Source organism: Salinispirillum marinum (assembly GCF_042650105.1).
In the GTDB taxonomy this organism is placed as follows: Bacteria; Pseudomonadota; Gammaproteobacteria; order Pseudomonadales; family Natronospirillaceae; genus Salinispirillum; species Salinispirillum marinum.
The window spans coordinates 701458-723795 of sequence record NZ_JBHSAL010000001.1 but is presented as its reverse complement, the minus strand read 5'-3'; the positions used below and the strand labels follow the sequence as shown (position 1 = coordinate 723795).

The window sequence follows — 22338 nt, the reverse complement described above, 5'->3', positions numbered from 1 at the left end:
CTTATTGAGGCGGTATAGCGTATAATTTTTCGACAATAGAGACGTATGATACGACTAAGTTGGTTTGGTGAGGAGAGTCGGTAGTCAGATGTCCACTGATGGCGTAACGAAGAAAAATATAGGTGATCAACGCGTCATGCACGCTTTGAGCATTGATGTGGAAGATTATTTTCATGTGGCTGCTCTGGCCAAAGTCATTCGTCCAGAGCAGTGGGATGATCTCCCATCGCGGGTGGTGGCCAATACCCAGCGCCTGTTGGCGTTGTTTGCCCGCCATGAGGTACATGCAACGTTTTTTGTCTTGGGTTGGGTTGCCGAACGTTTTCCGGAGTTAGTGCAGCAAATTCACGCCGAGGGGCATGAAATTGCTTCGCACGGCTACAGCCATCAACTGATTTACCGTCAAAGCCCTGACGTGTTTCGCCGGGAAACCCAATTATCAAAAGATATCCTAGAAAACATTATCCAAGCACCGGTCACCGGCTACCGAGCGGCCAGCTATTCCATTACCCGGCAGTCTTTGTGGGCACTCGACATTCTGGCCGACTTGGGCTTTACCTGGGACTCCAGCATCTTCCCCATTCGGCATGACAATTACGGAATACCTGACACACCACGTGCGCCCTACGATATTGCCACGGCGTCTGGCCGTGCGCTGCATGAGTTCCCGTTAACCACCGCGTCGTTCGGACGGTTAACAGTACCGGTGGCGGGAGGCGGTTATTTTCGCCAGTTTCCTTACCCGGTCTTTAAAGCCCTTTTTGCCCGTGCCGCCCGCCAAGGTAACGGCCCGCAGATGTTCTATTTGCACCCGTGGGAAGTGGACCCCGAGCAGCCCCGGTTTGACAACGCCAGTTGGTTTTCACGGTTTCGTCATTACACCAATTTAGCGGTGTGCGAAGCGCGGTTGGCGCAGTTGCTGACCGACTTCCGCTTCGGCACGGTGAGCGAAAGCTACCGGCATTATACCGGTGCGCAACCGCTACTTTCGCAGATGCAGTTGGCGTAATTATGTATCTGGATCATTTTTCGCTTACCCAACACCCCTTCCGGATGGCTCCGGAGGAATCCTTTGTCTACATGAGTCAGCAACACTCCCGGGCTTATGTGTATATGGATTCCACCACTTGGAGCCCGGAGAGTTTTGTGGTGATCAGTGGTGAAGTCGGTTCGGGGAAAACCACCCTGTTAAAGAAGCTGATTCGAGGTATGAAGCGCGAATTGCAGCTGATCCATCTGGCGTACACCAATTTGCAGTCGGATGACTTGTTCCACTTGTTGGCGCGTGAAGCCGGGTTAGAGGTGACCGACACCAATAAAATCGCCATGTTGTTTGCCATCAAAGACCATTTGGTGCGCATGTCGAATCGCAACATTCCGGTTATCCTGGCGGTAGATGAAGCGCAAAACCTAAGTGCCGAAAACCTTGAAGACATCCGTATGCTGGCCGGTTTGGAGGGTGAAAGTGGGCCAATGATGCGGGTCATCTTGCTCGGGCAGCCTGAATTACGGCAGAGCATCAACGCCATTCCGCAGTTGGCGCAGCGGGTAAAACTGCATTTCCATCTTGGCGGTCTGTCGGAAAGCGAAACTAAGGGCTACATCAATCATCGTTTGTACGTTGCCGGTTATCGGGGTGCGCCCTTGTTTACGGGCGAACTGGTGACGCGCATTCAAGACGTCAGCCGGGGTATCCCACGACTGATCAACAAATTATGCGATGGGTTGATGTTGTGCGCCTACGCCGATGAGCGTTGCCACATTGAAATGGACGATCTGGATGAAATTCGCCGTGATGTGATGGCGGAAGATTTGTTTGCCACAGCGCTAGGCACAGCACCAGAAAGAGCGCCGTCACACGGCGATGCCGGGGTAGACCATAACACCTTATTGCGGATCGCTATCGCGCTCGAGTCGATTGCCGCGTCGTTGGAAGCGGCTGCCCCTACCGTTGAGACTTCCGTGACCCCATCCAGCGGCCCGGCAGCGACGACACCGTTAAAGGCAGCGCAGAAATGAAGCAGTGTTTGTTAACCATTGAACCGAGGGGCGTTTGACGTGTCGTACTTACGCTTTGGTAAGCATTATATTCACACGGCCTACGTTGCCTTGGGTGCCGTCGAGTTTGTGCTGTTGTGTTTAACACCGTATATCCAACAAAGTCTGGCGTTGTATTTGGGAGGCGAAGCGCTTCCAGTACACCCTTTGCAAGCGATGTTATTTGCGCTGGTATTAAGTTGCGGCACTTTGTCGATGGGCGTTTATATGTCCTTGTTGCAAGACGGCTTTTTAGCCATGTTTTTCCGCACCTTGGTCGCCTTCTGCTTCGTCAGTGTTCTGGCGTTGACCCTTTTGTATTGGCTGATTCCGGCCGCCGACACCGAGGGAACTCTGGTCGGACGCGTGGTGGTGGCGATTGTGTTGGTGTTGTTGTCACGATGGTGCTTTCGCCGGGTGGTTGACTCCGAGCAAATGAAACGCCGTGTGGTCATATTTGGTGCCGGTGAATTCGCCCAAGGTATCCTCAACAATTTACAGGCCGACCCTATGGCCATGGGTATTACGGTAGTGGGCTGTGTGCCGGACAATGCGAGCCCGATGGTTGCCAGTGAGCGTTTGTTGAGTGTGCCGAAGCATTGGTATACCTTCTGTCGTGGCTTGGGTGTTTCGGAAATCATCATCGCACCCGAAGAACGCCGCAATCAACAAGGGGAGTTACATGCCGACCTGATGGAATGCAAATTACGCGGGATCGACGTGACCGCTGCCGTCGATTTTTTGGAGCGCACCACAAAAAAAGCGCATCTGGAACTGGTGCATCCATCGTGGATTCTCTACTCCGAGGGGTTCAAGGCTTCGCGCAGTCGGGATGTTGCCAAGCGGTTGGTTGACCTCAGCATCAGCTTGGTATTGTTGGTGGTGATGTTGCCCTTTATTGCCTTAACCGCGTTGGCTGTGTATGCCGAAAGCGGTGGTCCGGTGCTGTACAGCCAGGAGCGCGTTGGCATGTTGGGTAAAACTTTCCGCATCTACAAATTCCGCAGCATGCGCCAAGATGCCGAAAAAGAAGGGAAGGCCGTATGGGCCTCGCAGAACGACAGTCGCGTTACCCGAGTAGGTGCCTTCATCCGCAATACCCGGCTCGACGAACTGCCTCAGATCTACAACGTCATCGTAGGCGAAATGAGTATTGTCGGTCCGCGCCCGGAACGGCCGGAGTTTGTTGCTCAACTGAAGCAACAAATACCCTTTTATGATACCCGGCATTATGTGAAGCCCGGTTTAATGGGGTGGGCGCAACTGAATTACCCCTATGGCGCTTCGGTCGACGATGCGCGCGGCAAGCTTGAATATGATCTCTATTATTCAAAGAACCACAGTTTTTTGATTGATCTGTTGATCATGATTCAAACGGTCGAGGTGGTGTTGTTGGGCAAGGGAGTACGCTGATATGAACGACAAAATAGCCGGTTTTTTGTTCGCATTACTGGGCTCGTTGTCATTCAGCGGTTGTGCCGTCAAACCGTTACCCAATGCGGGTTTGACCACAGCTCCACCCGCGACGGAGCCGAGTGTGGCGCCTTATCGCATTGGTGTAGGCGATGTGATTACCATCAATGTATGGCGCAACCCGGAATTGAGCCCCACGGCCGTAGTCCGTCCTGATGGCTATATTTCAATACCGTTAATGGGCGACTTGTTGGCGGCCGGCGAGCGGCCGGAGGATTTGGCTGAGCGGATCGATACCGCCATCAGTACCGTGGTACGAAATCCCGAAGTCACCGTGATTGTGGCCAATCCGGTGAGCAGCGAATATCGCCAGCGCGTGCGTGTGACTGGGCAAGTCAACGGACCGACGTCGTTGCCATTTCGTCCGGGCATGACCGTGCTCGATTTGGTGCTGCTGGCGGGCGGTGTTACCGACTTTGGTGCGGGGCAACGTGCCCTGTTACAGCGTGAAACCGACGCCGAAACTGTACGCTACGCCATCGATTTGCAAGCCATTCTCGACAACGGCGATCTACGCACCAACTACCCGTTACAACCAGGTGACGTCATCAGCGTGCCGCGCAAGCAAGTTCTGCGGGGTGAGTTTTAATGGATCTGCGCCTGATTTTTGACCTGCTGAACGGGGTCAAGCGTGAGTTATTCAATCATCGTTTTCTGGCCGCTGGTCTGTTTATGCTGATCAGTGCGGCGATTTTTGCCATCGGTTATGTCACGCCAAAAACCTACACCGCCAACGCCATGCTGCAAGCGGACGTAACCAATATCCTGCAACCTTTACTCCGTGGTGCGGCCGAAGTCACCAGCGTTAACCGGGTGAATGAAGCGCGCGAAATCATTTACAGCCGCAGTATGTTGGAGCGCGTGGCGCGCAGTTCGGGGTTATTGGTCGGCTTGGAGTCGGATGAGCGGGTCAATACGGTATTGGCGGAATTGCGCGACAACCTCAGTATGCGGGTCAGTGGTGGAAGTTATCTGGCCATGAGCTACAGCAGTGACAGTCCAGGCAAGTCGTTTCGCGTGCTCAGCGAAGTGTTGAATCATTTTGTGGAAGAATCGAGCCGCACAAAGCGCGCTGAAAGTCGCAATGCGTTTGATTTCATTGAATCGCAAGTTAACTCCTACAAACGCCAACTTGAAACCGCCGAAGAAGCCTTGAAGCAATTCCGTGCGTCCAATCGGGACGGCACCGAAGCCAACGTGCAAGCCCGCATCCAAACCTTGCGTGGCAATATTGAAGACCTGCGGTTGCGAATTTTAGAAAGCGAAGGGCAGGTGCGCATTACCGAACAGCAACTGGCGCAAGAAGAGCCCTTTACGGAGGTAGTGGTTGGTCGCGCTGAATCGGATGTTGAACGCCGCCTCGCGGCCTTGCGTCAGCAATTGGATGCGCAGCGCCGACTGTACCTGGATTCGCACCCGGATGTTGTGGCTTTACGGGAACAAATTGCCGACTTGGAAGCCCAGCAAGCCGAAGCCGGAACCGATGCGTCGCGCAACTTGACGGAGGTGATCGAAAACCCGGTCTATGCCAGCCTTCGGTTACGCCTCAATACCGCGCAAAGTGATCTGCAAACACAACAAAACCGGTTGCTGTCCATGGAGCGTTTGTTGCAGGAAGAGTTTGATCGGGCCGAACGGATAGCGGGTAATCAAGCCGAAGAAACCGAATTATTGCGCGACTATAACGTCACCCGCGGGGTGTACGAGGAAATGTTACAGCGCCGCGAAAGTGCCCGCCTTTCTATGACCTTGGACGTGGAAGGCCAAGGCGTCAATTATCGCATTCAGGAGCCGGCGTCCTACCCCACCCAGTGGGATGGCCTACAACTGTTTCATTTTGGCTTAGCTGGGCCAGTGATGGGCGTTGGCTTAGTGCTGGGGCTGCTCGGCATGTTGGTGCTGTTTGATGGCAAAGTCCGTTCAGGGCGCGCCCTGTTGCAACAATTGCCAGAGGATATTCGCCTATTGGCGTCGGTGCCACATTACGACAGCACATGGTGGGCACGCCTCCTGCGGGTAGACGTTATGATGTTAGGTGCCGTTGTTGGTGTCTTTATGCTGGGCTATATGGCGGTGCTGGTGTTCAGCGTTTTGGGCATCCAGCCGAGCAGCATAATGGAACGTCTCATCGGTGTAGGGGGCTGAGCATGGATCAAGGTAAGCTCTACAGCGCCCTATTGAAAACCCAGGCGAAGGCAGCGCATGAGGCGGAACAATCACTGGACGATGTGCGGCAACAGGAATACGCGGGTGAGCCCGCGCGTGACGATGACCCCATCTACCCCGACATGCCCGACGAACATCGCATCGAACGACCTTTTAATCATCAGCGCCCGGCAACGCCGATCCATGGCACCGAGAAAGAGCGCCAAGCGCCGACGGTGTTTGACTCTGCGGTGTCCCTAGATCTGATCAATAACCCAAAACCTTGGACCAACGACGAACGCCGCAAGCGCAAGATCATCTACCCCGGCATGGTCAATAAAGCCATTTTGGATGCCTACCGCGAAATCCGTATCAAGTTGCGCAACCTCAGCGGAGCGAAGAATTTTTCGGTCATGCTGTCGTCTTTAAGCCGTAAGCCCGGCTCGGCCATCACGGCGTTTAATCTGGCCACGTCCTTCTCTTTGGATGCGCAAAGTTCCGCCTTGTTGATTGACTGCGACCCGTATTATTCCGACATGCAAAAGCTGGTGTCGACGTCCATGGTGTTGGGGGTGACGGACTTCATCGCTGATCGCAGCCTGACCGTGCGCGACATCATGTATCCGAGCGGTATCGACCGCCTAACGGTCATTCCGGCCGGTAATTTGTCGATGTCGGCCACCGAGCTATTTTCGTCCCAACGTATGCGCGATTTGATGAGTGAACTGCAAGGTCGCTACGCCGATCGTTATATCGTGGTCAACGCGCCCGCCTTACCTCTAAGCACAGAAGCACGAATCTTGGTGCGTTACGTGGAGCATGCCGTGTTGTCGGTGCCGTTCGGGGAAGTGGGTGCTGAAGAAGTGATGGAAGCGGTGGAATCGTTAGATCCCGGAAAGTTTGCCGGATTGGTTTTCCAGGAGTAACGGCATGCAGCCTGAACCCAGCGGGTGGCTGCCTGTACTGCAGCGCCGGACACCTGAGCCGACGGCCCTGTGGTGGGTTGTTGTCGGGTGGCTATTGCTGGCGCTGAGCAGCACGCCAGTGGTGGCGCAGGGCAGTAGTGGCCAGTGGGGGTTGGACGCGCAATTGGACATGAGCCATGCCATCGCGGGCGATGCGCCCTATGCCTTTGACGTCGGGGCAGGGCTTGGTACGGACTGGCGCTACCGCCACGGCAGACAGGCACTGCAAGGCGACTATGATGTGCGCTGGCAGGAAGGTTATGACGCTGGCTGGCAGGGCAGTCTGACGGCCTTGGGGAGCAGTGCCTATGCCGTTGATACAGGGAGTGGACGGTGGGATGCGCAAGTCGCGCATCGGGCGCAGGTTGTCTCCACCTATGAAGACCGATGGTGGGAAGATCGTGCCCCAAACGTGGTGCACAGCTTGACACTGGGCGGTGGCGTGAATCAACGGTTAAGTTCGCAAATGGGTTTGCGGATTTCCAGTCAGGGCGGAGCTAGCGTCAGTGTGTTGGATGAATTTTCGGGTTACAGCGTCACCACGCAAGCCCGGCTAGATCGCCGCTGGACAGCACGCAGTGCCGCGTCTTGGACGGTTAACCGGCAAGACAGCCTGGGTGCGGATGGCCGGGTGGACAACACGCTGTACCGTGCCGAATGGCAGCATCGGCGCACCACGCAGGCTGGACATTGGGCGGTGCAGGTAGGTGTTACGCGTTTTGACTTAGGGCGTACCCAGAAGTCGGTGTTGACCGGAGCGCTGGATGGTCGCCACGTTTGGTCAGGTGGACAAACACATTGGGCACTGGCGCGCACGGTGACCAGTGCACTGTTGCAATTCCGGTTGGCTGACGTGGCACCGGAACAGGCACAAGCGCTGACTGAGGCCGGGCTGGATACAACAGCACAGTTGCTCCGGGCGCCCGGAGTAACCTTAGTGGACCGCCTTGCGATAGGGCACGAGGTGGTGACGACCTGTTCGATCTGTACGTGGAACCTCGGTCTGACGGCGGTGCACCAACAGCCGCAAAGTGAAGACCCGGCGCAACAGCAGGTCGATGCACACGCTGGCCTTGGGTTAGCGCTAAGTGCGCGCCAGCAATGGCAAGCGGGCTATCGCCTGGGTTTGCAAGGTGAAGTATCGGCTGGCTGGCCGGATGATCGGATACACAGCTGGGATCTGGGTTGGTCTCAGCAGTGGGCTCCCGTGACCCGTAGCCAACTGACGGCCACCTTCCAGCGTCAGTCTGGAGAACCTGAACGCTGGCGTGTGGGGGTGGCGCTTTCCCTCGTTCAACAGGTGTTTTAGACGTGCGTGTTAATAACCAGACAACCGCAGGAGCGACCAGTAAGGAAATTAAATGATGTTCAGCCAACGGAAACCTATTGCACTGCCTGCCGATGCGCCGCCGCAATTGTTGGTCGTGGTAGACACGGAAGAAGATTTTGACTGGCACGCACCGCCCGATCGGGCAAATAACGGTGTAGCCAGCATGTTGCACATCGATCGTGTGCAGACGATTTGTAATGACTACGGGTTGGCACCCTGTTATGTGGTGGACTATCCGGTGGCGTCACAACCGGACGGCTATCGGCTACTGAAACAGTATTTTAGCGCCGGGCAGTGTGAGATTGGTGCGCACCTGCACCCATGGGTTAACCCACCGTTTGATGAGCCAGTCACGGTGGCGAATACCTATCCGGGAAATTTGCCCATGGCGTTGGAGCGCGAAAAATTGCGCATCTTGCGTGATCAAATTGCTGAGGTGTTTGGTGCCGTACCGACCACCTACAAAGCCGGACGTTACGGGTTTGGACCGCACACCGAGGAAACACTGGCAGCGTTAGGGTTTGAGATCGATGTCTCTGTATGTCCGCCCTTTGACCACCGCGGTGATGGCGGCCCGGACTATCGGGCTTTTTCGGCGGATCCCTTTTGGTTTGGCGCATCACGTTGCTTGGAAATTCCACTGACCGGTGCCTTGGTGGGGCGCGCCGGGCAATATGCCCGACCACTGTATGACGCCGCACAGCGCGCCAAACGCTTCAAGGCACCGGGAATCTTGGCGCGCTTGGGCTTGGTGGATAGGTTGGTGTTGTCGCCGGAAGGGTTTGCGTTTAACGACCACAAACGCCTTACCGAATTTTTGTTAAAGCAGGGTGTGCGTACCTTCACTTGGAGCTTTCATAGCCCCAGTGTGTTACCGGGCTGTACGCCCTATGTGCGTAATGAGCGTGATCTACAGCAGTTTTTAGAGCGGTTTAAACGGTTTTTTGATTATTTTTTCAACGAACTCGGCGGACAGGCCACCACGCCCACCCGACTGAAGGCGCAATGGGAGAGCTTACAATGAAGGTACTAGGAATATCGCCGTTGGATAAAGATGCTACGGTATCGGTGGTTGTGGATGGTGAGGTTTTGTTTGCGGCAGGTGAGGAACGTTTTTCGCGGGTAAAGCAACAAGACGGTTTTCCCCGGTTAGCGCTACAAGCCGCATTGGAATACACCGGTCTGAACATGAGTGATTTCGATCAGGTCGCCTACCCCTTCCTAACCGCTGACAACGAAGAAAAAGTTTTTCGCAAAAATCTGGCCGACGAGAAAGCGTTTATCAAGCGTTTTCAACCGAAAGACCTTGGTGCCCAAGTAAAAGAGGCACTGACGCGCGTACAGGATCGGAACGAACCCATTCATGGCTTAACCCATCCGAATGCGATGATGGAAAAAGGGGCGTTGCACAGTTCCTATTACAGTGTGGCAGGTACGCAACGTTTGGCGTCAAATCGTGCGGCCTTAGCGGGGTCACGCAAATGGGCCGAGCAGGCGCGCGCATCCTTTGTGCATTGGGAACAGGAGCTGGCCAGCGGGTTAGAGGAATTTGGCTGGAACGAACCGGTTAAGCGCATGGATCATCACCTGACCCATGCCGCGAACAGCTTTTATGCGAGCGGTTATGACCGCGCCCTCTGCATCACGCTGGATGGTTATGGTACCGGTTTGGCCGGCTCTGTGAGCATTGGGCAGAACGGCAAGATTCACCGTTTGCATGGCATCAGTTACCCCAATTCATTGGGTACCCTGTATGAGCATGTGACCTCCAGTCTGGGCTTCAAACCCAGTCGCCACGAAGGGAAGATTGTCGGCTTGGCGTCCTATGGCGATCCGACGATTTTAGGTGGTATCTTACTCAGTCGCATTGAGCAGCGGCCCGGTGACTTCAGCATTTATGAAGCGAACAACGTGTATTTTTCACGCTACCTGGCCACCCGCTTTCCAAAAATTGATGTCGCGGCGGCGTATCAGTATGTCCTTGAGGTCGTGGCTACCGACTTTGTACGACATTGGGTAGAGCAAACGGGCATCGACACTGTGGTGCTGTCAGGCGGCGTTACCGCCAACGTTAAATTAAACCAACGCATTTTTGAAATCGACACGGTAAAACACATCTTCGTCTATCCCAACATGGGTGATGGTGGCTGCGGCACCGGCGCTGCCCTGTATCAAAGCTGGCCCGGTGGCGCAAAAAGCAGCATCAGCAATGCCTATTTGGGCCCCGATTACTCCACCGCACAGATGGTCGCGGCGCTTCAAGATGCCGGACTGGCTTACCGTGAACCCGAGCACCTGGCGGCTGAAGTGGCCGCCTTGATTCATGCCGGACAGGTGGTAGCGCGGTTTGATGGCCGGATGGAATACGGCCCGCGTGCCCTGGGTAACCGGACCATTATGTACCACGCTCGGGAACCCGAGGTGAATCAATGGCTGAATAAACGTCTCGGCCGTACCGAGTTCATGCCCTTCGCGCCCGTTACCCTCTATGAAGCTCGGGAAAAGTGCTATCACAACATACGTGGAGCGGAACACACCGCTGAATTCATGACCGTGACCTTTGACTGCACGGACTTTATGCGAGAGCACTGCCCGGCAGCGGTGCACGTCGATGGGACCGCGCGCCCGCAGTTGATTCAGCGGCATGTTAACCCCGGTTACTACGACATCTTGCAGGAATACGAAAAACTCAGCGGTATTCCCAGCCTGATTAACACCAGCTTTAACATGCATGAGGAACCCATCGTGAACAGTCCGGCCGACGCCGTACGTGCGTTTTTGGAGGGTAATCTGGATTACTTGATCTTGGGGCCGTACTTGGTGAAGCACCCGGCAATGGAGCACTCTCCCAACGAGCAGCACAAAACCCATGATTAAACCCTTTGTTACACACTATTCGCTGATCGATAGGGATACCCTAGCGCGCGACTGGCAGGCCTTGGAAGGCCGCGCTGATTGCCCGGTATTCTTATCCTGGCAGTGGATAGGTGTGTGGCTAAAAGTTTACCAACCCGCCGTCACGGTGATTAAGGTAACCGTTGGGGACACCATCGTTGGCTTAGGCTTGCTGGTGGAAAAACGGGATCGTCGGCATGGTGTTTTGACCTCGCGCTGTTTGCGCTTACACCAAACAGGGGATCCCGAAGAAGATCAGATTTGGATCGAATACAACGGCTTTCTGGTTGACCGGGCGCATGTCGATGCCGTGGATTCCGCCGTTGTGCGTTATATGCAAATGGGTTTAAACGACTGGGATGAATGGCAGGTTGGCGCCATTGATGCGGAGCGAGCGGCGGCATTTTTGGCAGCAGGGCAACTAAAGCCTTTGGTGCGATGGGAAGCACCATGTTATGCGGTCAATCTGGCCGCGTTGCGACGTACCGCCACCCCATACTTGAATACGTTGTCTACCAACACGCGCGCACAGATTGTGCGCGCGCAACGAATTTATGAACAGCGCGGCGCGGTGCGGGTAATTCGCCCAAGTTCGCTCGATGAGGCGTTGCAATGGTTCAGTGAGATTGGGCCACAGCACATGGCGCGTTGGGGCGCCGGGCCTTCACAAAGCGGTTTTGCCAATCCGCACTTTGTGCGCTTTCATGAGGCGTTTATTCGTGCGCATTGGGCACAAGGTGGCGTGGATCTGGTCGCTGTCGCTGTCGGTGATACGCGAATAGCTACTTTTTATAACTTTATTTACCGCAACCGTGTGTATTTCTATTTAGGTGGTTTGCAAGTGGAGCAGGATAACAAGCTCAAGCCGGGTTTGCTGGGCCATAGTCTGTGCTTGCAGGCATATTTAAGTGATGGACGCGATCTCTATGATTTTATGGGCGGGGACGAACGTTACAAACGCCAATTGGGTCAGTGGCATGCCCGGTTGATTCAGGTGGTGATGCAGCGTGATCGCCTGAAATTTCGTTGGGAGCAAGCCGCCCGCGAGGTCAAACATCGTTGGTTAGGTCGACGTACAAACCCGGCGGATAGGGAGGTAGATGCTAATGACTGAGCATGGGGTTGTTCGCTGGCTAAGTGATGCAGACCTGCAGTCCGCTGTCGGAGCGCTGGACGCTTACGTGGTGCAACATCCACAGGGCTCGCCCTATCACCTGAGCGCGTGGCGTAACGCCGTGGCGGAGGGATACGGACATGATCAGGGCTGTTTGGTGGCCTACGGTCAGGGCGGGCAAATTTCCGGTTTATTGCCCATGTGCTATGTGCGCCGCCCGTTGGTGCGGCCGCAATGGGTATCGTTGCCCTTTGCTGACTTGGGTGGTCCATTGGCCGACGATAAAGCGACCGAGCAGGCATTGATTCGCGCTGCGCAGCGTGAATTAGCCGCATCGAGTGCAGAACACTTGGAATTACGTTGTCGAACGGCGGCGTCGACTGAGTACAACGAGCAGAACCCGGATACCGCCTATCTGACCGGACGCAAAGTGCGCATGCTGTGCACGCTACCCGAGAGTTCAGCCTCGTTGCTGGCCAGTTACAAACCCAAGTTGCGCAGTCAAATTAAGAAGGCTGAGAAAAACGGCTTAAAGGCGGAAATTCGCACCGATGCAGCGGCGGTTGCTGAGTTTTATCGGGTTTACGCCGCCAATATGCGACGTTTAGGGTCGCCCGCGCACAGCAAACGTTGGTTCGAGGCCATTCAACGGCAATATCAGAAAGGTCAGTCGTACTTTATTGTGCTGGTGCGGTTTGGCGACCGCGTGGTAGGCGCGGGCTGGGTGTTGCGATGCGCGGAACGTGCGGTGATTCCGTGGGCGTCAACCTTGGCCGACTTCAACCATCTCGCCCCGAACATGTTGTTGTATTGGACAATTCAGGCGCACTTGGCCGACAGCGGCGGACGTGAATTTGATTTTGGTCGTTCGACCTATGGCGAAGGTACCTATCGGTTCAAACAACAATGGGGTGCAGTGCCCAATCTGTTGGACTGGCAGACGTACACCGCCGATGCCCTGTTGCCCGTGCCTGCACTCAAGCAAGGCGGTTTAGGCCAGCGGTTACGGCCTTTTATTGAACGCGTATGGCAGCGCCTACCCCAGCCGGTCGCTAACCGCTTGGGCGGGCATTTACGACGGTATATCACCTTATGATCGGTTTAGTTGTGTTGACGCTAGGTTGCTTGCTGGTGCCGGTGTATGTGTACGCCGGGTACCCTCTGTTGTTGTGGTTGTTGACCCGCTTTTGGCGGCAACCTACCGCATCGGCCGTCAGCGAAACCCCAAATGAGTCATTGCCGAGTGTGACCTTGGTGGTGTCATGTTACAACGAAGCCAAGGTCATTACCGCCAAGCTCGATAACTGTTTAGCCTTGGATTATCCCCGTGAATTATTGGATATCCTCGTCGTGTCAGACGGTTCTGATGATGGTACAGACGATTTGGTGCAAGCCTTCACGGAACGTTACCCGGAACTACGGGTACAGCTCATCCGCCAGGAAGGTCGTCTTGGAAAAACACTGGGCTTGAATTTGGCGCTGGCCGCGACCGACGCGGATGTGGTGGTATTTTCGGACGCCAATGCCATGTACGCCGTGGATGCGGTGCGCCAGTTGGTGCGCCATTTCGCCTTGCCACAGGTGGGATATGTGGTGGGTGCTGCGCTCTATACGGACGGTGCTGACAATGCCTCCGCCGCCAATGAAGACCTATACTGGCGCTACGAACTCGCGATCAAACAATGGGAAAGCCAGCTCCATTCGGTGGTGGGCGGCGACGGTGCCATTTATGCCATTCGACGCAGCCTTTGGGAGCCATTACAAGCGCGTGATATCAACGACTTTGTGAATCCGCTGCAAATCGTTGCCAAAGGCTATCGCGGTGTATTTGATCCACAAGCTCGTTGTTTTGAGGAAACCGCCGGTGAATTCGGGAAAGAAGCGGCGCGGAAAGAACGCATCGTAAACCGCAGTGTGCGCGGTTTATTGCGGGTTAGAGAGGTAATGAACCCCTTCCGTACCGGCTGGTTCAGTGTGCAGGTCATTTCACATAAATTGCTGCGGTGGCTAATCCCGTACTTCGCAGTGCTCGGTGTCATCGGAAGCGCCCTGTTGGCGGCACAAGGCTTATGGGTATTTCAGTTGGTGGTGCTCGGTGCAGTGGCCTTGGTGGGCACGGCTGCTTTGGGTTATGCGTTGCAAATGCGCCCCCGCTTACCCATGGTAATCGCCATACCCTTTTATTTCGTGATGGTGAATCTGTACGCCATGCGGGGCATTGCGCGTGCTGTCCAGGGCCAAACCCAAGTCACCTGGAGCAGCGCCCGGCCATCGGCAACAGGGTCGGCCGCGAGCCCGGTAACGGTGCGCGGCATTCTGGGTTTTGCCATCACCTTGTTGCTGCTGTTGCTGGCCATAGGGTGGCCTTATGTCTAAGTTTGCGCTGTTGTTTCTCACCTTTTTCTTCGGTGGCATTTTGGCCGCCTTGTTTGTTGTGCCCACCGCCGCCTTCGTGGTGTACCAAATGGTGTACTTCTTAAATCCCGATAACCGTTGGTGGGCGGCCAGCATTCCCGGCCTGCGTTACTCGTTCATTACCGTGCTGTTAATGATGCTGGTGCTGGGCATGAAATACAAAGAGTTGAGCGCGCGCAGCCCATGGAGCAAACAACCCGTGTTTAAGTGGTTGGTGGCCTTGGTGGTGCTGTACCTTTTTATGTATCAACACGCCATTGTGCCGGGCTATCACCGGTCCTTTATGATCGATTTCATCAAAATCGTCATCATCATGGCGTTGGCATACAAACTCATTCCCACGCAAAAAGCGCTCGATGCCGTGCTTTGGACCTATGTGATTGGCGCTACCTACATTGGCTATGTAGCAACCGTGACCGGCCGCAACGCCGATGGTCGAGTGGAAGGTATCGGCATGATAGATACCGGTGGCGACAGTAATTACACCTCGGCAGCATTGGTGCCTGCGTTGGTGCTGCTGATGTATTACGCCTGGTTGGGCAACAAAAAGATGAAACTGTTCAGCGCGCTCTGCGGTGCCTTTATTGCCAACGGTTTGGTGCTGATCAACAGCCGCGGCGCGTTCTTGGGCGCGGTGGTCGGCGTTGGTTTTTTCCTCTGTTATATGTTGTTTTCCAAATATCAGCGCCAAGGTCAGCGCGGTATGGCGATTCTGATTATTTTGGCCGGGTTAGGCGGCGGTTGGTACGTCACCGATGAAACCTTCTGGGCGCGCATGAGCACACTGACCAATGTGGAAGACGGCAGTGAAAGTGGCTCCCACCGGATCGAATTTTGGCTGGCTACCTTCGATGTCATGCGTGATCACCCGTTAGGTGTGGGTATCGGCGGCTATCAAGCCTTAAGTCGTAATTACTTGCCAGAGGAATATTTTGAGCATGCCGACAGTAAAGTCGTGCATTCCACCTGGTTTCAGTCACTCGGCGAACTCGGCTGGCCCGGGCCGGTTGTGCTGCTGTGTTTGATTGGTAGCGCGCTCCGGTTGTCGCACAAAACCAAAAAATACCTGCTCGAACAAGACAGTGACCATTTCAACCCCGAAGCCTATTTTAAGATGTTGGCGCTGGAAGGCGGGTTACTCGCCTATCTGGTCGCCGCCACCTTTATCGACCGTCTGCGCGCTGAAGTCCTTTATTGGATGATCATGTTCATCGCCGCGGCCGCCAATGTGTATTACCTGCAATATATCCAAGCGAAAGACGCCTCGGTGCGCCGAAAAACGCGAGGTCGATTAATGCATAGATCGTCAATCAAGGAACCCTTACCCGAATGAAACCGTTGCAGCCCTTGCGGCCCTTAAACGTCTTGCAGTTTATTACGCCTTCCGGATTCTACGGTGCCGAACGTTGGGTGCTGGCCATGGCGAACAACTGTGATTCGGCACGCATGGTGTGCGATCTCGTGGTTACCCGAGAGAGCCCCACGCAAGACCTCACGGTGGCCGAACTTTACCCACGCGAAAAGGGAGCGGTGCATTACTTGGACATGCGTGGCCGGTTTGATTTGCGCGCCATCCAACAACTGTGCCGCATCATTCGGGAACGTGATATCGACGTTATTCACACGCATGGGTATAAGTCCGATTTGTTGGGCTTGATGGCCGCACGGCGTACCGGCATTACCGCCGTCAGCACGCCACATGGTTTTTCCGGGAATGTGGGCCTCAAGTTACGCACCTTCATCAAGTTGGGCACTATGGCATTGCGCTATTTTGACGCCGTTGCGCCGTTGTCAACGCAACTATTGGACGACATGCGGCGCTTTGGTGTGCCTGATCAGCGCGTCCAGTTTATCGAAAATGGTGTAGACCTGACCGAATTGGAAGCACTGCGCCGTGATTTAGCGTCCGCCCCCGCCCGATCGGACAGCTTTCATCTGGGCTATGTGGGGCAGATCATCCCGCGTAAAGGCATCCGCGACCTGTTGCAAGCGTTCAATGCCCTATGGCAGCAGGTTCCGCATGCGCGCCTGAGTTTGGTGGGTGATGGCGCGCAACGCGCCGACATGGAAGCCTTTGCAGCGACCTTGCCCGCTGCCGCACACATTGAGTTTTTAGGCTTTCGCAGTGACCGATTGGAACTCGTACGCAGCTTTGATGCGTTCGCATTGACCTCATCATTGGAAGGCATTCCCCGCTGTTTGATGGAAGCCATGGCCATTGGCACGCCCGTGGTTGCCTATGACATTCCCGGTGTCGATCAACTGATTCGCCATGAACAAACCGGGTTATTGGCGCCATTGGGTGACTGGCAGACATTAGCCAACCAGTTACGACGATTGGCGCAAGATGCAACCTTGGCGCAACAGTTAGCGCAACAGGGCAGAGCCTTGGTTGACCAACGGTTTTCCGCGCAGCGCATGGCCACCGAATACGACCAATTGTTTCGCCGTTTACTGGGCCACGAGGAAACACCATGTGTGGCATAGGCGGGTATCTGCGCAACCCTGACGAGCGCCCCCAATACACTGAACAACGCTTGGCCGCCATGGGGCAAGCGTTGTATCACCGTGGGCCAGACGCCGGGGCGCAATGGCAGGATGATCGTATTGGCTTGGTACACCGTCGCCTTGCCATCATCGATTTATCCGACGCCGGTATTCAGCCGATGCATTCGGCCTGCGAGCGCTATGTCATGGTGTTCAACGGTGAGATCTACAATTTCAAAACCCTGCGTGCGGAGCTGAAAGCGGAAGGCGTGCTTTTTCGCACCCACACGGATTCCGAAGTAATCCTGATGTTGTATGAGCGTTTGGGTACCGCCTGCTTGCAGCGTTTGAACGGCATGTTCGCCGTAGCCATTTGGGACCGCCAGGCACACACCCTGTTTTTAGCGCGTGACCGCCTAGGCAAAAAGCCCTTGTATGTCTATGAACATGGCGGACAGGTGGCGTTTGCCTCTGAAATCAAAGCCCTGTTACGGCTGCCTTTTGTGCGCCGTGATCTACGTCCAGACGCCATTCAAGACTTCTTTTTTCATCAATACGTGCCCGACCCGAAAACCATTTTTGCTCATATTCACAAGCTCCCTCCGGCACATTTTTTATTGCTCGGCCCAAACGGTCACCGACAACAGGAAGAATATTGGCACTTATCATTTGCCGATACTTTGACCGCCAGCCCGGAACAGATCGCTGGTGAACTGCATGAATTGATTGACGACAGCGTACAGCTACGCCAACTCAGTGACGTGCCTCTGGGCGCATTTCTCAGTGGGGGCATTGATTCTAGCGCCGTGGTGGGCTTGATGGCCGGGAATAGTGACGTGCCGGTAACCACCTGCTCCATCGGCTTTGATGACGACAAGTTCGACGAAATCACTTACGCCCGACAGGTCGCCACGCAATTCAACACCGATCATCACGAATTCACCGTGCGACAAACCGTGCAAGATCATCTGGTCGAAATCGCCCGTTATTTTGACGAACCCTTTGCCGACCCCTCCTTTGTGCCCACCTATTTTGTCTCACAACTGGCGCGTCAGCGCGTCACCGTAGCGTTGGCGGGCGATGGTGGCGACGAAAATTTTGCCGGATACAGCAAATATCGTGTGGATGAAATTGAAAACACATTGCGTGGCTATGTACCCGGTGGCCTGCGGCGTAACCTGTTTCCTCCCATGGCGGGCCTGTTAGGCGCTTTGCCGGGCTCGGTAGCGCGGCGTGGCCGTTCGCTGCTGAGCACCTTAGCGCAAGAACCGGACCGCAGCTTTTTCATCACCAATGCGTTCTTTACCGAGGCGCTGTGGCAAGACGCTGTGCAACCCGATTTTCAGCGACAATTGAATGGCTATGACCCCGCCGAGGTCACGCTGCAGCATTACCGTGCGGCCGACGCGCCAGACCATTTAGGGCGTGTGCTCTACACCGACATCAAAACCTATTTGCCGGGCGATATTCTGGTCAAGGTCGACCGCATGAGTATGGCGAATTCTTTGGAAACCCGTGCGCCGTTATTGGATTACCGAGTAGTGGAATATGCGGCGCGCATACCCAGCGCACTAAAACTGCATCAGGGTGAAAAGAAACACATCTTAAAGCAGGCCATGACCCCCTTGCTCAGCAACGACATTCTGTACCGCCGCAAAATGGGTTTTTCTGTGCCTCTGGCGCAGTGGTTGCGGCACGAAATACGTGCTCTGGCTGAACGTACGCTACTGCAGGCCAACGCGGGCCTGAATGACTTTTTCAAGCCCAGTGTTATTGCGCGTTTATGGCACGAACACCAAGCGGGCAAAGCCGACCACGCGCAGGCCTTGTGGAGCTTTTTGGTGTTTGAACTCTGGTGGCAACAGTATGTGGTTGGGTTGACCGGTGAGGAGCAGGTCGCATGAAGGTGTTGCATCTCACCTTTGGCATGGGCATCGGCGGCACCGAACAGGTGATTCGTCAATTAGTCACCGCCTTGTCAAAAACACAGATTACTGCACGCATTCTTTGCATCGATGGGCATATCGGCCCAATGGGTGCTGCTTTACAAGAAGAAGGCATAGTCGTCGATGCCCTCCCACGTCAGCCGGGGTTGGACCGCGCACTGATCCGCCAAATTCGCGCCTATATTCAACGCCATGCCATTGAGGTGGTACATGCCCATCAATACACCCCGTACACCTATGGCTGGTTTGCCACTCGCGGCTTGGGTGTGCGTTTGGTGTTTACCGAACATGGGCGGTTTCATCCCGACCGTTTTCGCGGCAAAGCAGCGCTATTGAACGTTATCATGGCGCTCACCACACACGCCATTACCGCCATTTCCAGTGCCACGCGCGAGGCTTTACAGCGCTACGAGTGGATGCCCAAGGCCAAGGTTCAAGTGGTATACAACGGCATTAAACCCTTATCAACCAGCATTCCCATTGCCCCAGAACAGCGGTTGCTGACCACGGGTAATGTCCGTTGGATTGGCACCGTTTCGCGGTTGGATACGGTTAAAAATCACCCCATGTTGCTGCGCGCCATGCAACAGGTGTTGCGGCGCTTTCCGGATACCCGTTTGGTGATTGTGGGCGATGGCCCGGAGCGCGCTGCTTTGGAAGATTTAGCGACCGAATTGGGTATTGCCCAACAGACGTTGTTTACCGGGTTCTCCGCGCATGCGGGTGAATTTATGCGCCAAATGGACATTTTTTTACTGCCCTCATATACCGAAGGTACATCCATGACCCTGCTCGAAGCCATGAGCTTGGGCAAACCGATTGTCGCCACGGCCGTGGGTGGTACACCGGAAATTGTAATCGACGGCGAAACGGGGTATTTGGTGCCTTCGGATGACGTCATCGCACTGGCAGAGGCCATCGAACGCTTACTGGCTGACCCAGAACAGGCACAACGACTGGGTCAGGCGGGTGCCGTTCGTTTCGACGAGCGCTTCCATGTCGACGCGATGGCAGCCACCTATGCTCGGCTGTATGGCCTTGCCGACCCGTTGTTGGGAGAGGTGAAGCACCATGGCCTCTAAGCTGGTTAAGAGTTCTGCCCTGTTGGTGGTCATGCGGTTTTTTCAACGTACCTTGGGTTTGATCAGCACGCTGATTTTGGCGCGCATTCTGCTGCCTGCCGACTTTGGGATTATTGCCATCGCCGCCTTGGTGATTCATTTCGCCGATATTTTTTCTAACACCGGTATTCAGCAATATGTCGTGCAAAAAACCGCGCTGGATGACGAGGACGTCAATTCGGCGTGGACCCTGGATATCCTATTGAAGGGGGGGATGACCTTACTGTTGTTAGCCAGCGCCCCGCTGTTGGCGCATTGGTACGACAACCCGAGCATTGGACAGGCCGTAGCCGTGTTGTCATCCGCGATTCTACTGCGCGCGTTTATGAACCCCGGTTTGCATATTCTGCGGCGCAACTTGGAATACCGCGCCATTTTCTATCTGCAACTGAGCCAGAAGGCTTTGTCGTTTATCGCCGTGATTATGGTTGCGTTGCTGTATCAATCCTTCTGGGCCATTGTGGTGGGCGATTTGGTGTCCGCGTTGGTGGGCGTTGTTATGTCGTACGCTGTATCGCGCTATCGCCCTCGATTCTCGCGGCAACGCATGGCCACACAATGGCAGTTTTCTAAATGGATGCTCTCGCGCGGCTTTATTGGCTACGCGCGGGCGCAGGTGGATGTGTTCATCGTCTCGCGGCTGTTCCCCCTCGCCCTGTTAGGACAATACAACTTAAGCCGCGAACTCACGGTTATGCCCGCGAACGATGTCATTGTGCCCGCTGTTGAACCTTTGATTGCCGCCTTTGCACAGGTCAAGAACGACACCGTGGCGTTGTTATATCAGTTGCAGGTAGCGTTGCTGGCCATTGTGTTATTCATCGCCCCGGTGTGCGTGTTTATGTTCTTGTATGCGGACGCCATCGTTGCCCTGTTATTGGGACCGCAATGGGCGGCAGCGGCCGGGATTATGCGTTGGTTAACCATTCTGCTGTTCGGCTTTTCCCTGGGTGGCGTATTAAATAACTTTTGCTTTGCGCTGGGCCGGGTAAAGACCGTTTTCTACTACGATGTGGCTTCCTTGCTGGTCATTGCGGCAACCCTACTGCTCATGCCTATAGGCAGCATTGAAGATTTTGCCCTATTGCGGGGGGTGCTTGCGGTGCTCACCACAGGGGCTTTCCTAGGCTGGCTGTTGCATGTATTTCGAGCCCCGGTGTGGCCTGTGCTCGGCGGTATTTTTACTCCGTTAAGTGCTGCGGTACTGTCCGGGTTCGTGGCACAACAGCTCTATCAAGGCACTCATTGGCTGGGTGCCGGGATTGCTGGCGTTGCATTTGTGTTGGTGTACATGGCCTTGATCCTCGGTTGCGCACGGTTACTGGGCGGCAAGATACCGGCGTTTGCGTGGCTGAATACGGCCTTAGCCCAGCAGGTAAACCAACGGTTTCGGCGGGTTAAAAAGCAGGCGGAGGTGAGTGGATGAGTCGTCAGTCTGTTCGTGTCAGCGTGGTGATCCCGGCGCTCAACGAAGTCACACAACTGCCCGATACCTTGCGTGCCGTAGCGCGCGAATTACCCGATGCTGCCGTTGTGGTGGCCGACAATGGGTCTACCGATGGTACACAGGACATTGCTCGGGCCATGGGGGCTACCGTGTTGGACTTGCCAGGGCTGACGATCGCGGCTTTACGCAACCGGGGCGCGGCAGCGGTGGCCAGTGATGTGTTGGTGTTTATTGATGCTGACGTTTTGCTGGGCGAAGGTTGGGGACAGCCGTTTCAACACACCACATTGTCCTTGCAAGCAGAACCGATGCAGGTCACCGGGTCACGCTGCTTACCCGAGGATACGCAAAGCTATGTCGGGCGCTATTGGTATCCCTTATTGAATCGCGCTGCGCAGGTCAACTACATCAACTCCGGTCATCTGATTGTCCCCCGTACCTTGTTTGATCAAATTTCCGGTTTTGCTGAACACCTGAAAACGGGTGAGGACCATGATTTCTGCCAGCGGGCCATTGCCGTAGGCGGAGTACTCAAACCTGAGCCCGATTTGCGGGTGTTTCATCGCGGCTATCCTAACACCGTGGCCGGATTTATGCGCCGCGAGATGTGGCATGGCCGTTCTGATTTTGCCTCTTTGGGCGCGGTGCTGCGCTCGGCGGTGGCCATGGTCGCGCTGGGTTGCTTAGCCATGCTGTTGGCTGGCCTTGTGGGCACGGTAATTACCCTGTCCTTGTGGCCTATCGTGATGACTTGGCTGCTGAGTTACAGCCTGTGTATTGGGTTGGTGCGTCGCAAGTTTGGGCGCTTGGCGTGGCGCCCATGGCTGCATGCAGCCTGGTTGTTTTATCTGTACCTAATCGCGCGGTCGATGTCATGGAGTTACCGCGTACAACGCCCGAAAGAACGCTCAGGGTCATAACGATGCACACCTTAATTTCCAAATTGTCTGCACAACCAATGAG

The 22338-nt window shown here is 55.1% G+C and carries 18 protein-coding genes; all 18 read left to right on the top strand.

Going from position 1 to position 22338, the window contains the following annotated elements; genetic code table 11:
* The first annotated feature begins 88 nt into the window (after positions 1-88).
* The 18 genes from ACFOSD_RS03415 to ACFOSD_RS03330 all read left to right on the top strand — a co-directional run bounded on the left by ACFOSD_RS03415 (position 89) and on the right by ACFOSD_RS03330 (position 22295).
* Positions 89-1009 carry an XrtA system polysaccharide deacetylase gene (locus tag ACFOSD_RS03415; protein ID WP_380693528.1) on the top strand — a complete coding sequence of 307 codons (921 nt, stop codon included), beginning with the start codon at positions 89-91 and terminating at the stop codon, positions 1007-1009.
* A gap of 71 nt (positions 1010-1080) precedes the next feature.
* Positions 1081-2019, top strand: a complete 939-nt coding sequence (locus tag ACFOSD_RS03410) for an ExeA family protein (protein ID WP_380693530.1) — start codon at positions 1081-1083, stop codon at positions 2017-2019.
* Positions 2020-2058: 39 nt separating this feature from the next.
* Positions 2059-3450 (top strand): TIGR03013 family XrtA/PEP-CTERM system glycosyltransferase, encoded by a 1392-nt coding sequence (locus tag ACFOSD_RS03405; RefSeq protein WP_380693532.1) that lies wholly within the window; start codon positions 2059-2061, stop codon positions 3448-3450.
* Position 3451: 1 nt separating this feature from the next.
* A complete protein-coding gene (locus tag ACFOSD_RS03400) occupies positions 3452-4099 on the top strand; it encodes an XrtA/PEP-CTERM system exopolysaccharide export protein (protein ID WP_380693534.1) in 648 nt (215 codons plus the stop codon).
* Entirely contained in the window at positions 4099-5655 is a 1557-nt protein-coding gene (locus tag ACFOSD_RS03395) for an XrtA system polysaccharide chain length determinant (protein WP_380693536.1), read from the top strand. The genes ACFOSD_RS03400 and ACFOSD_RS03395 overlap by 1 nt, the downstream gene beginning before the upstream one ends.
* 2 nt (positions 5656-5657) lie before the next feature.
* Complete coding sequence (locus ACFOSD_RS03390) at positions 5658-6581, top strand: hypothetical protein (RefSeq protein WP_380693538.1); 924 nt, start codon at positions 5658-5660, stop codon at positions 6579-6581.
* 4 nt (positions 6582-6585) lie between these two features.
* Complete coding sequence (locus ACFOSD_RS03385; protein ID WP_380693540.1) at positions 6586-7929, top strand: hypothetical protein; 1344 nt, start codon at positions 6586-6588, stop codon at positions 7927-7929.
* Positions 7930-7981: 52 nt separating this feature from the next.
* Complete coding sequence (locus tag ACFOSD_RS03380) at positions 7982-8974, top strand: polysaccharide deacetylase family protein (protein WP_380693542.1); 993 nt, start codon at positions 7982-7984, stop codon at positions 8972-8974.
* Positions 8971-10827, top strand: a complete 1857-nt coding sequence (locus ACFOSD_RS03375; protein ID WP_380693544.1) for a carbamoyltransferase family protein — start codon at positions 8971-8973, stop codon at positions 10825-10827. The genes ACFOSD_RS03380 and ACFOSD_RS03375 overlap by 4 nt, the downstream gene beginning before the upstream one ends.
* Positions 10820-11959: a GNAT family N-acetyltransferase gene (locus ACFOSD_RS03370; RefSeq protein ID WP_380693546.1), complete on the top strand. Its 1140-nt coding sequence runs from the start codon at positions 10820-10822 to the stop codon at positions 11957-11959. Before ACFOSD_RS03375 ends, ACFOSD_RS03370 begins: the two co-directional genes overlap by 8 nt.
* The gene (locus ACFOSD_RS03365) at positions 11952-13055 is read left to right on the top strand and encodes a GNAT family N-acetyltransferase (protein ID WP_380693548.1); all 1104 of its coding nucleotides are present in this window, start codon (positions 11952-11954) and stop codon (positions 13053-13055) included. Before ACFOSD_RS03370 ends, ACFOSD_RS03365 begins: the two co-directional genes overlap by 8 nt.
* Positions 13052-14335, top strand: a complete 1284-nt coding sequence (locus ACFOSD_RS03360; protein ID WP_380693550.1) for a glycosyltransferase family 2 protein — start codon at positions 13052-13054, stop codon at positions 14333-14335. Before ACFOSD_RS03365 ends, ACFOSD_RS03360 begins: the two co-directional genes overlap by 4 nt.
* Positions 14328-15707, top strand: a complete 1380-nt coding sequence (locus ACFOSD_RS03355; protein WP_380693552.1) for an O-antigen ligase family protein — start codon at positions 14328-14330, stop codon at positions 15705-15707. The genes ACFOSD_RS03360 and ACFOSD_RS03355 overlap by 8 nt, the downstream gene beginning before the upstream one ends.
* Positions 15704-16861 carry a glycosyltransferase gene (locus tag ACFOSD_RS03350; protein WP_380693554.1) on the top strand — a complete coding sequence of 386 codons (1158 nt, stop codon included), beginning with the start codon at positions 15704-15706 and terminating at the stop codon, positions 16859-16861. Before ACFOSD_RS03355 ends, ACFOSD_RS03350 begins: the two co-directional genes overlap by 4 nt.
* Positions 16849-18765, top strand: coding sequence for an asparagine synthase (glutamine-hydrolyzing) (gene asnB / locus ACFOSD_RS03345; RefSeq protein ID WP_380693556.1), 1917 nt, complete (start codon positions 16849-16851; stop codon positions 18763-18765). Before ACFOSD_RS03350 ends, asnB begins: the two co-directional genes overlap by 13 nt.
* The gene (locus ACFOSD_RS03340; protein WP_380693558.1) at positions 18762-19889 is read left to right on the top strand and encodes a glycosyltransferase family 4 protein; all 1128 of its coding nucleotides are present in this window, start codon (positions 18762-18764) and stop codon (positions 19887-19889) included. Before asnB ends, ACFOSD_RS03340 begins: the two co-directional genes overlap by 4 nt.
* On the top strand, positions 19879-21354 hold the full coding sequence (locus ACFOSD_RS03335; RefSeq protein ID WP_380693560.1) for an oligosaccharide flippase family protein: 1476 nt from the start codon (positions 19879-19881) through the stop codon (positions 21352-21354). The genes ACFOSD_RS03340 and ACFOSD_RS03335 overlap by 11 nt, the downstream gene beginning before the upstream one ends.
* The gene (locus ACFOSD_RS03330; RefSeq protein WP_380693563.1) at positions 21351-22295 is read left to right on the top strand and encodes a glycosyltransferase family 2 protein; all 945 of its coding nucleotides are present in this window, start codon (positions 21351-21353) and stop codon (positions 22293-22295) included. Before ACFOSD_RS03335 ends, ACFOSD_RS03330 begins: the two co-directional genes overlap by 4 nt.
* Positions 22296-22338 lie beyond the last annotated feature (43 nt).

Bases quoted from the DNA above. Each gene is read 5' to 3' on its own strand.
- ACFOSD_RS03380 (WP_380693542.1), top strand. From the start codon at position 7,982: ATGATGTTCAGCCAACGGAAACCTATTGCACTGCCTGCCGATGCGCCG.
- ACFOSD_RS03385 (WP_380693540.1), top strand. From the start codon at position 6,586: ATGCAGCCTGAACCCAGCGGGTGGCTGCCTGTACTGCAGCGCCGGACA.
- ACFOSD_RS03395 (WP_380693536.1), top strand. From the start codon at position 4,099: ATGGATCTGCGCCTGATTTTTGACCTGCTGAACGGGGTCAAGCGTGAG.
- ACFOSD_RS03365 (WP_380693548.1), top strand. From the start codon at position 11,952: ATGACTGAGCATGGGGTTGTTCGCTGGCTAAGTGATGCAGACCTGCAG.
- ACFOSD_RS03410 (WP_380693530.1), top strand. From the start codon at position 1,081: ATGAGTCAGCAACACTCCCGGGCTTATGTGTATATGGATTCCACCACT.
- ACFOSD_RS03415 (WP_380693528.1), top strand. From the start codon at position 89: ATGTCCACTGATGGCGTAACGAAGAAAAATATAGGTGATCAACGCGTC.
- ACFOSD_RS03335 (WP_380693560.1), top strand. From the start codon at position 19,879: ATGGCCTCTAAGCTGGTTAAGAGTTCTGCCCTGTTGGTGGTCATGCGG.
- ACFOSD_RS03360 (WP_380693550.1), top strand. From the start codon at position 13,052: ATGATCGGTTTAGTTGTGTTGACGCTAGGTTGCTTGCTGGTGCCGGTG.
- ACFOSD_RS03330 (WP_380693563.1), top strand. From the start codon at position 21,351: ATGAGTCGTCAGTCTGTTCGTGTCAGCGTGGTGATCCCGGCGCTCAAC.
- ACFOSD_RS03375 (WP_380693544.1), top strand. From the start codon at position 8,971: ATGAAGGTACTAGGAATATCGCCGTTGGATAAAGATGCTACGGTATCG.
- ACFOSD_RS03355 (WP_380693552.1), top strand. From the start codon at position 14,328: ATGTCTAAGTTTGCGCTGTTGTTTCTCACCTTTTTCTTCGGTGGCATT.
- ACFOSD_RS03350 (WP_380693554.1), top strand. From the start codon at position 15,704: ATGAAACCGTTGCAGCCCTTGCGGCCCTTAAACGTCTTGCAGTTTATT.
- ACFOSD_RS03400 (WP_380693534.1), top strand. From the start codon at position 3,452: ATGAACGACAAAATAGCCGGTTTTTTGTTCGCATTACTGGGCTCGTTG.
- ACFOSD_RS03340 (WP_380693558.1), top strand. From the start codon at position 18,762: ATGAAGGTGTTGCATCTCACCTTTGGCATGGGCATCGGCGGCACCGAA.
- asnB (WP_380693556.1), top strand. From the start codon at position 16,849: ATGTGTGGCATAGGCGGGTATCTGCGCAACCCTGACGAGCGCCCCCAA.
- ACFOSD_RS03390 (WP_380693538.1), top strand. From the start codon at position 5,658: ATGGATCAAGGTAAGCTCTACAGCGCCCTATTGAAAACCCAGGCGAAG.
- ACFOSD_RS03370 (WP_380693546.1), top strand. From the start codon at position 10,820: ATGATTAAACCCTTTGTTACACACTATTCGCTGATCGATAGGGATACC.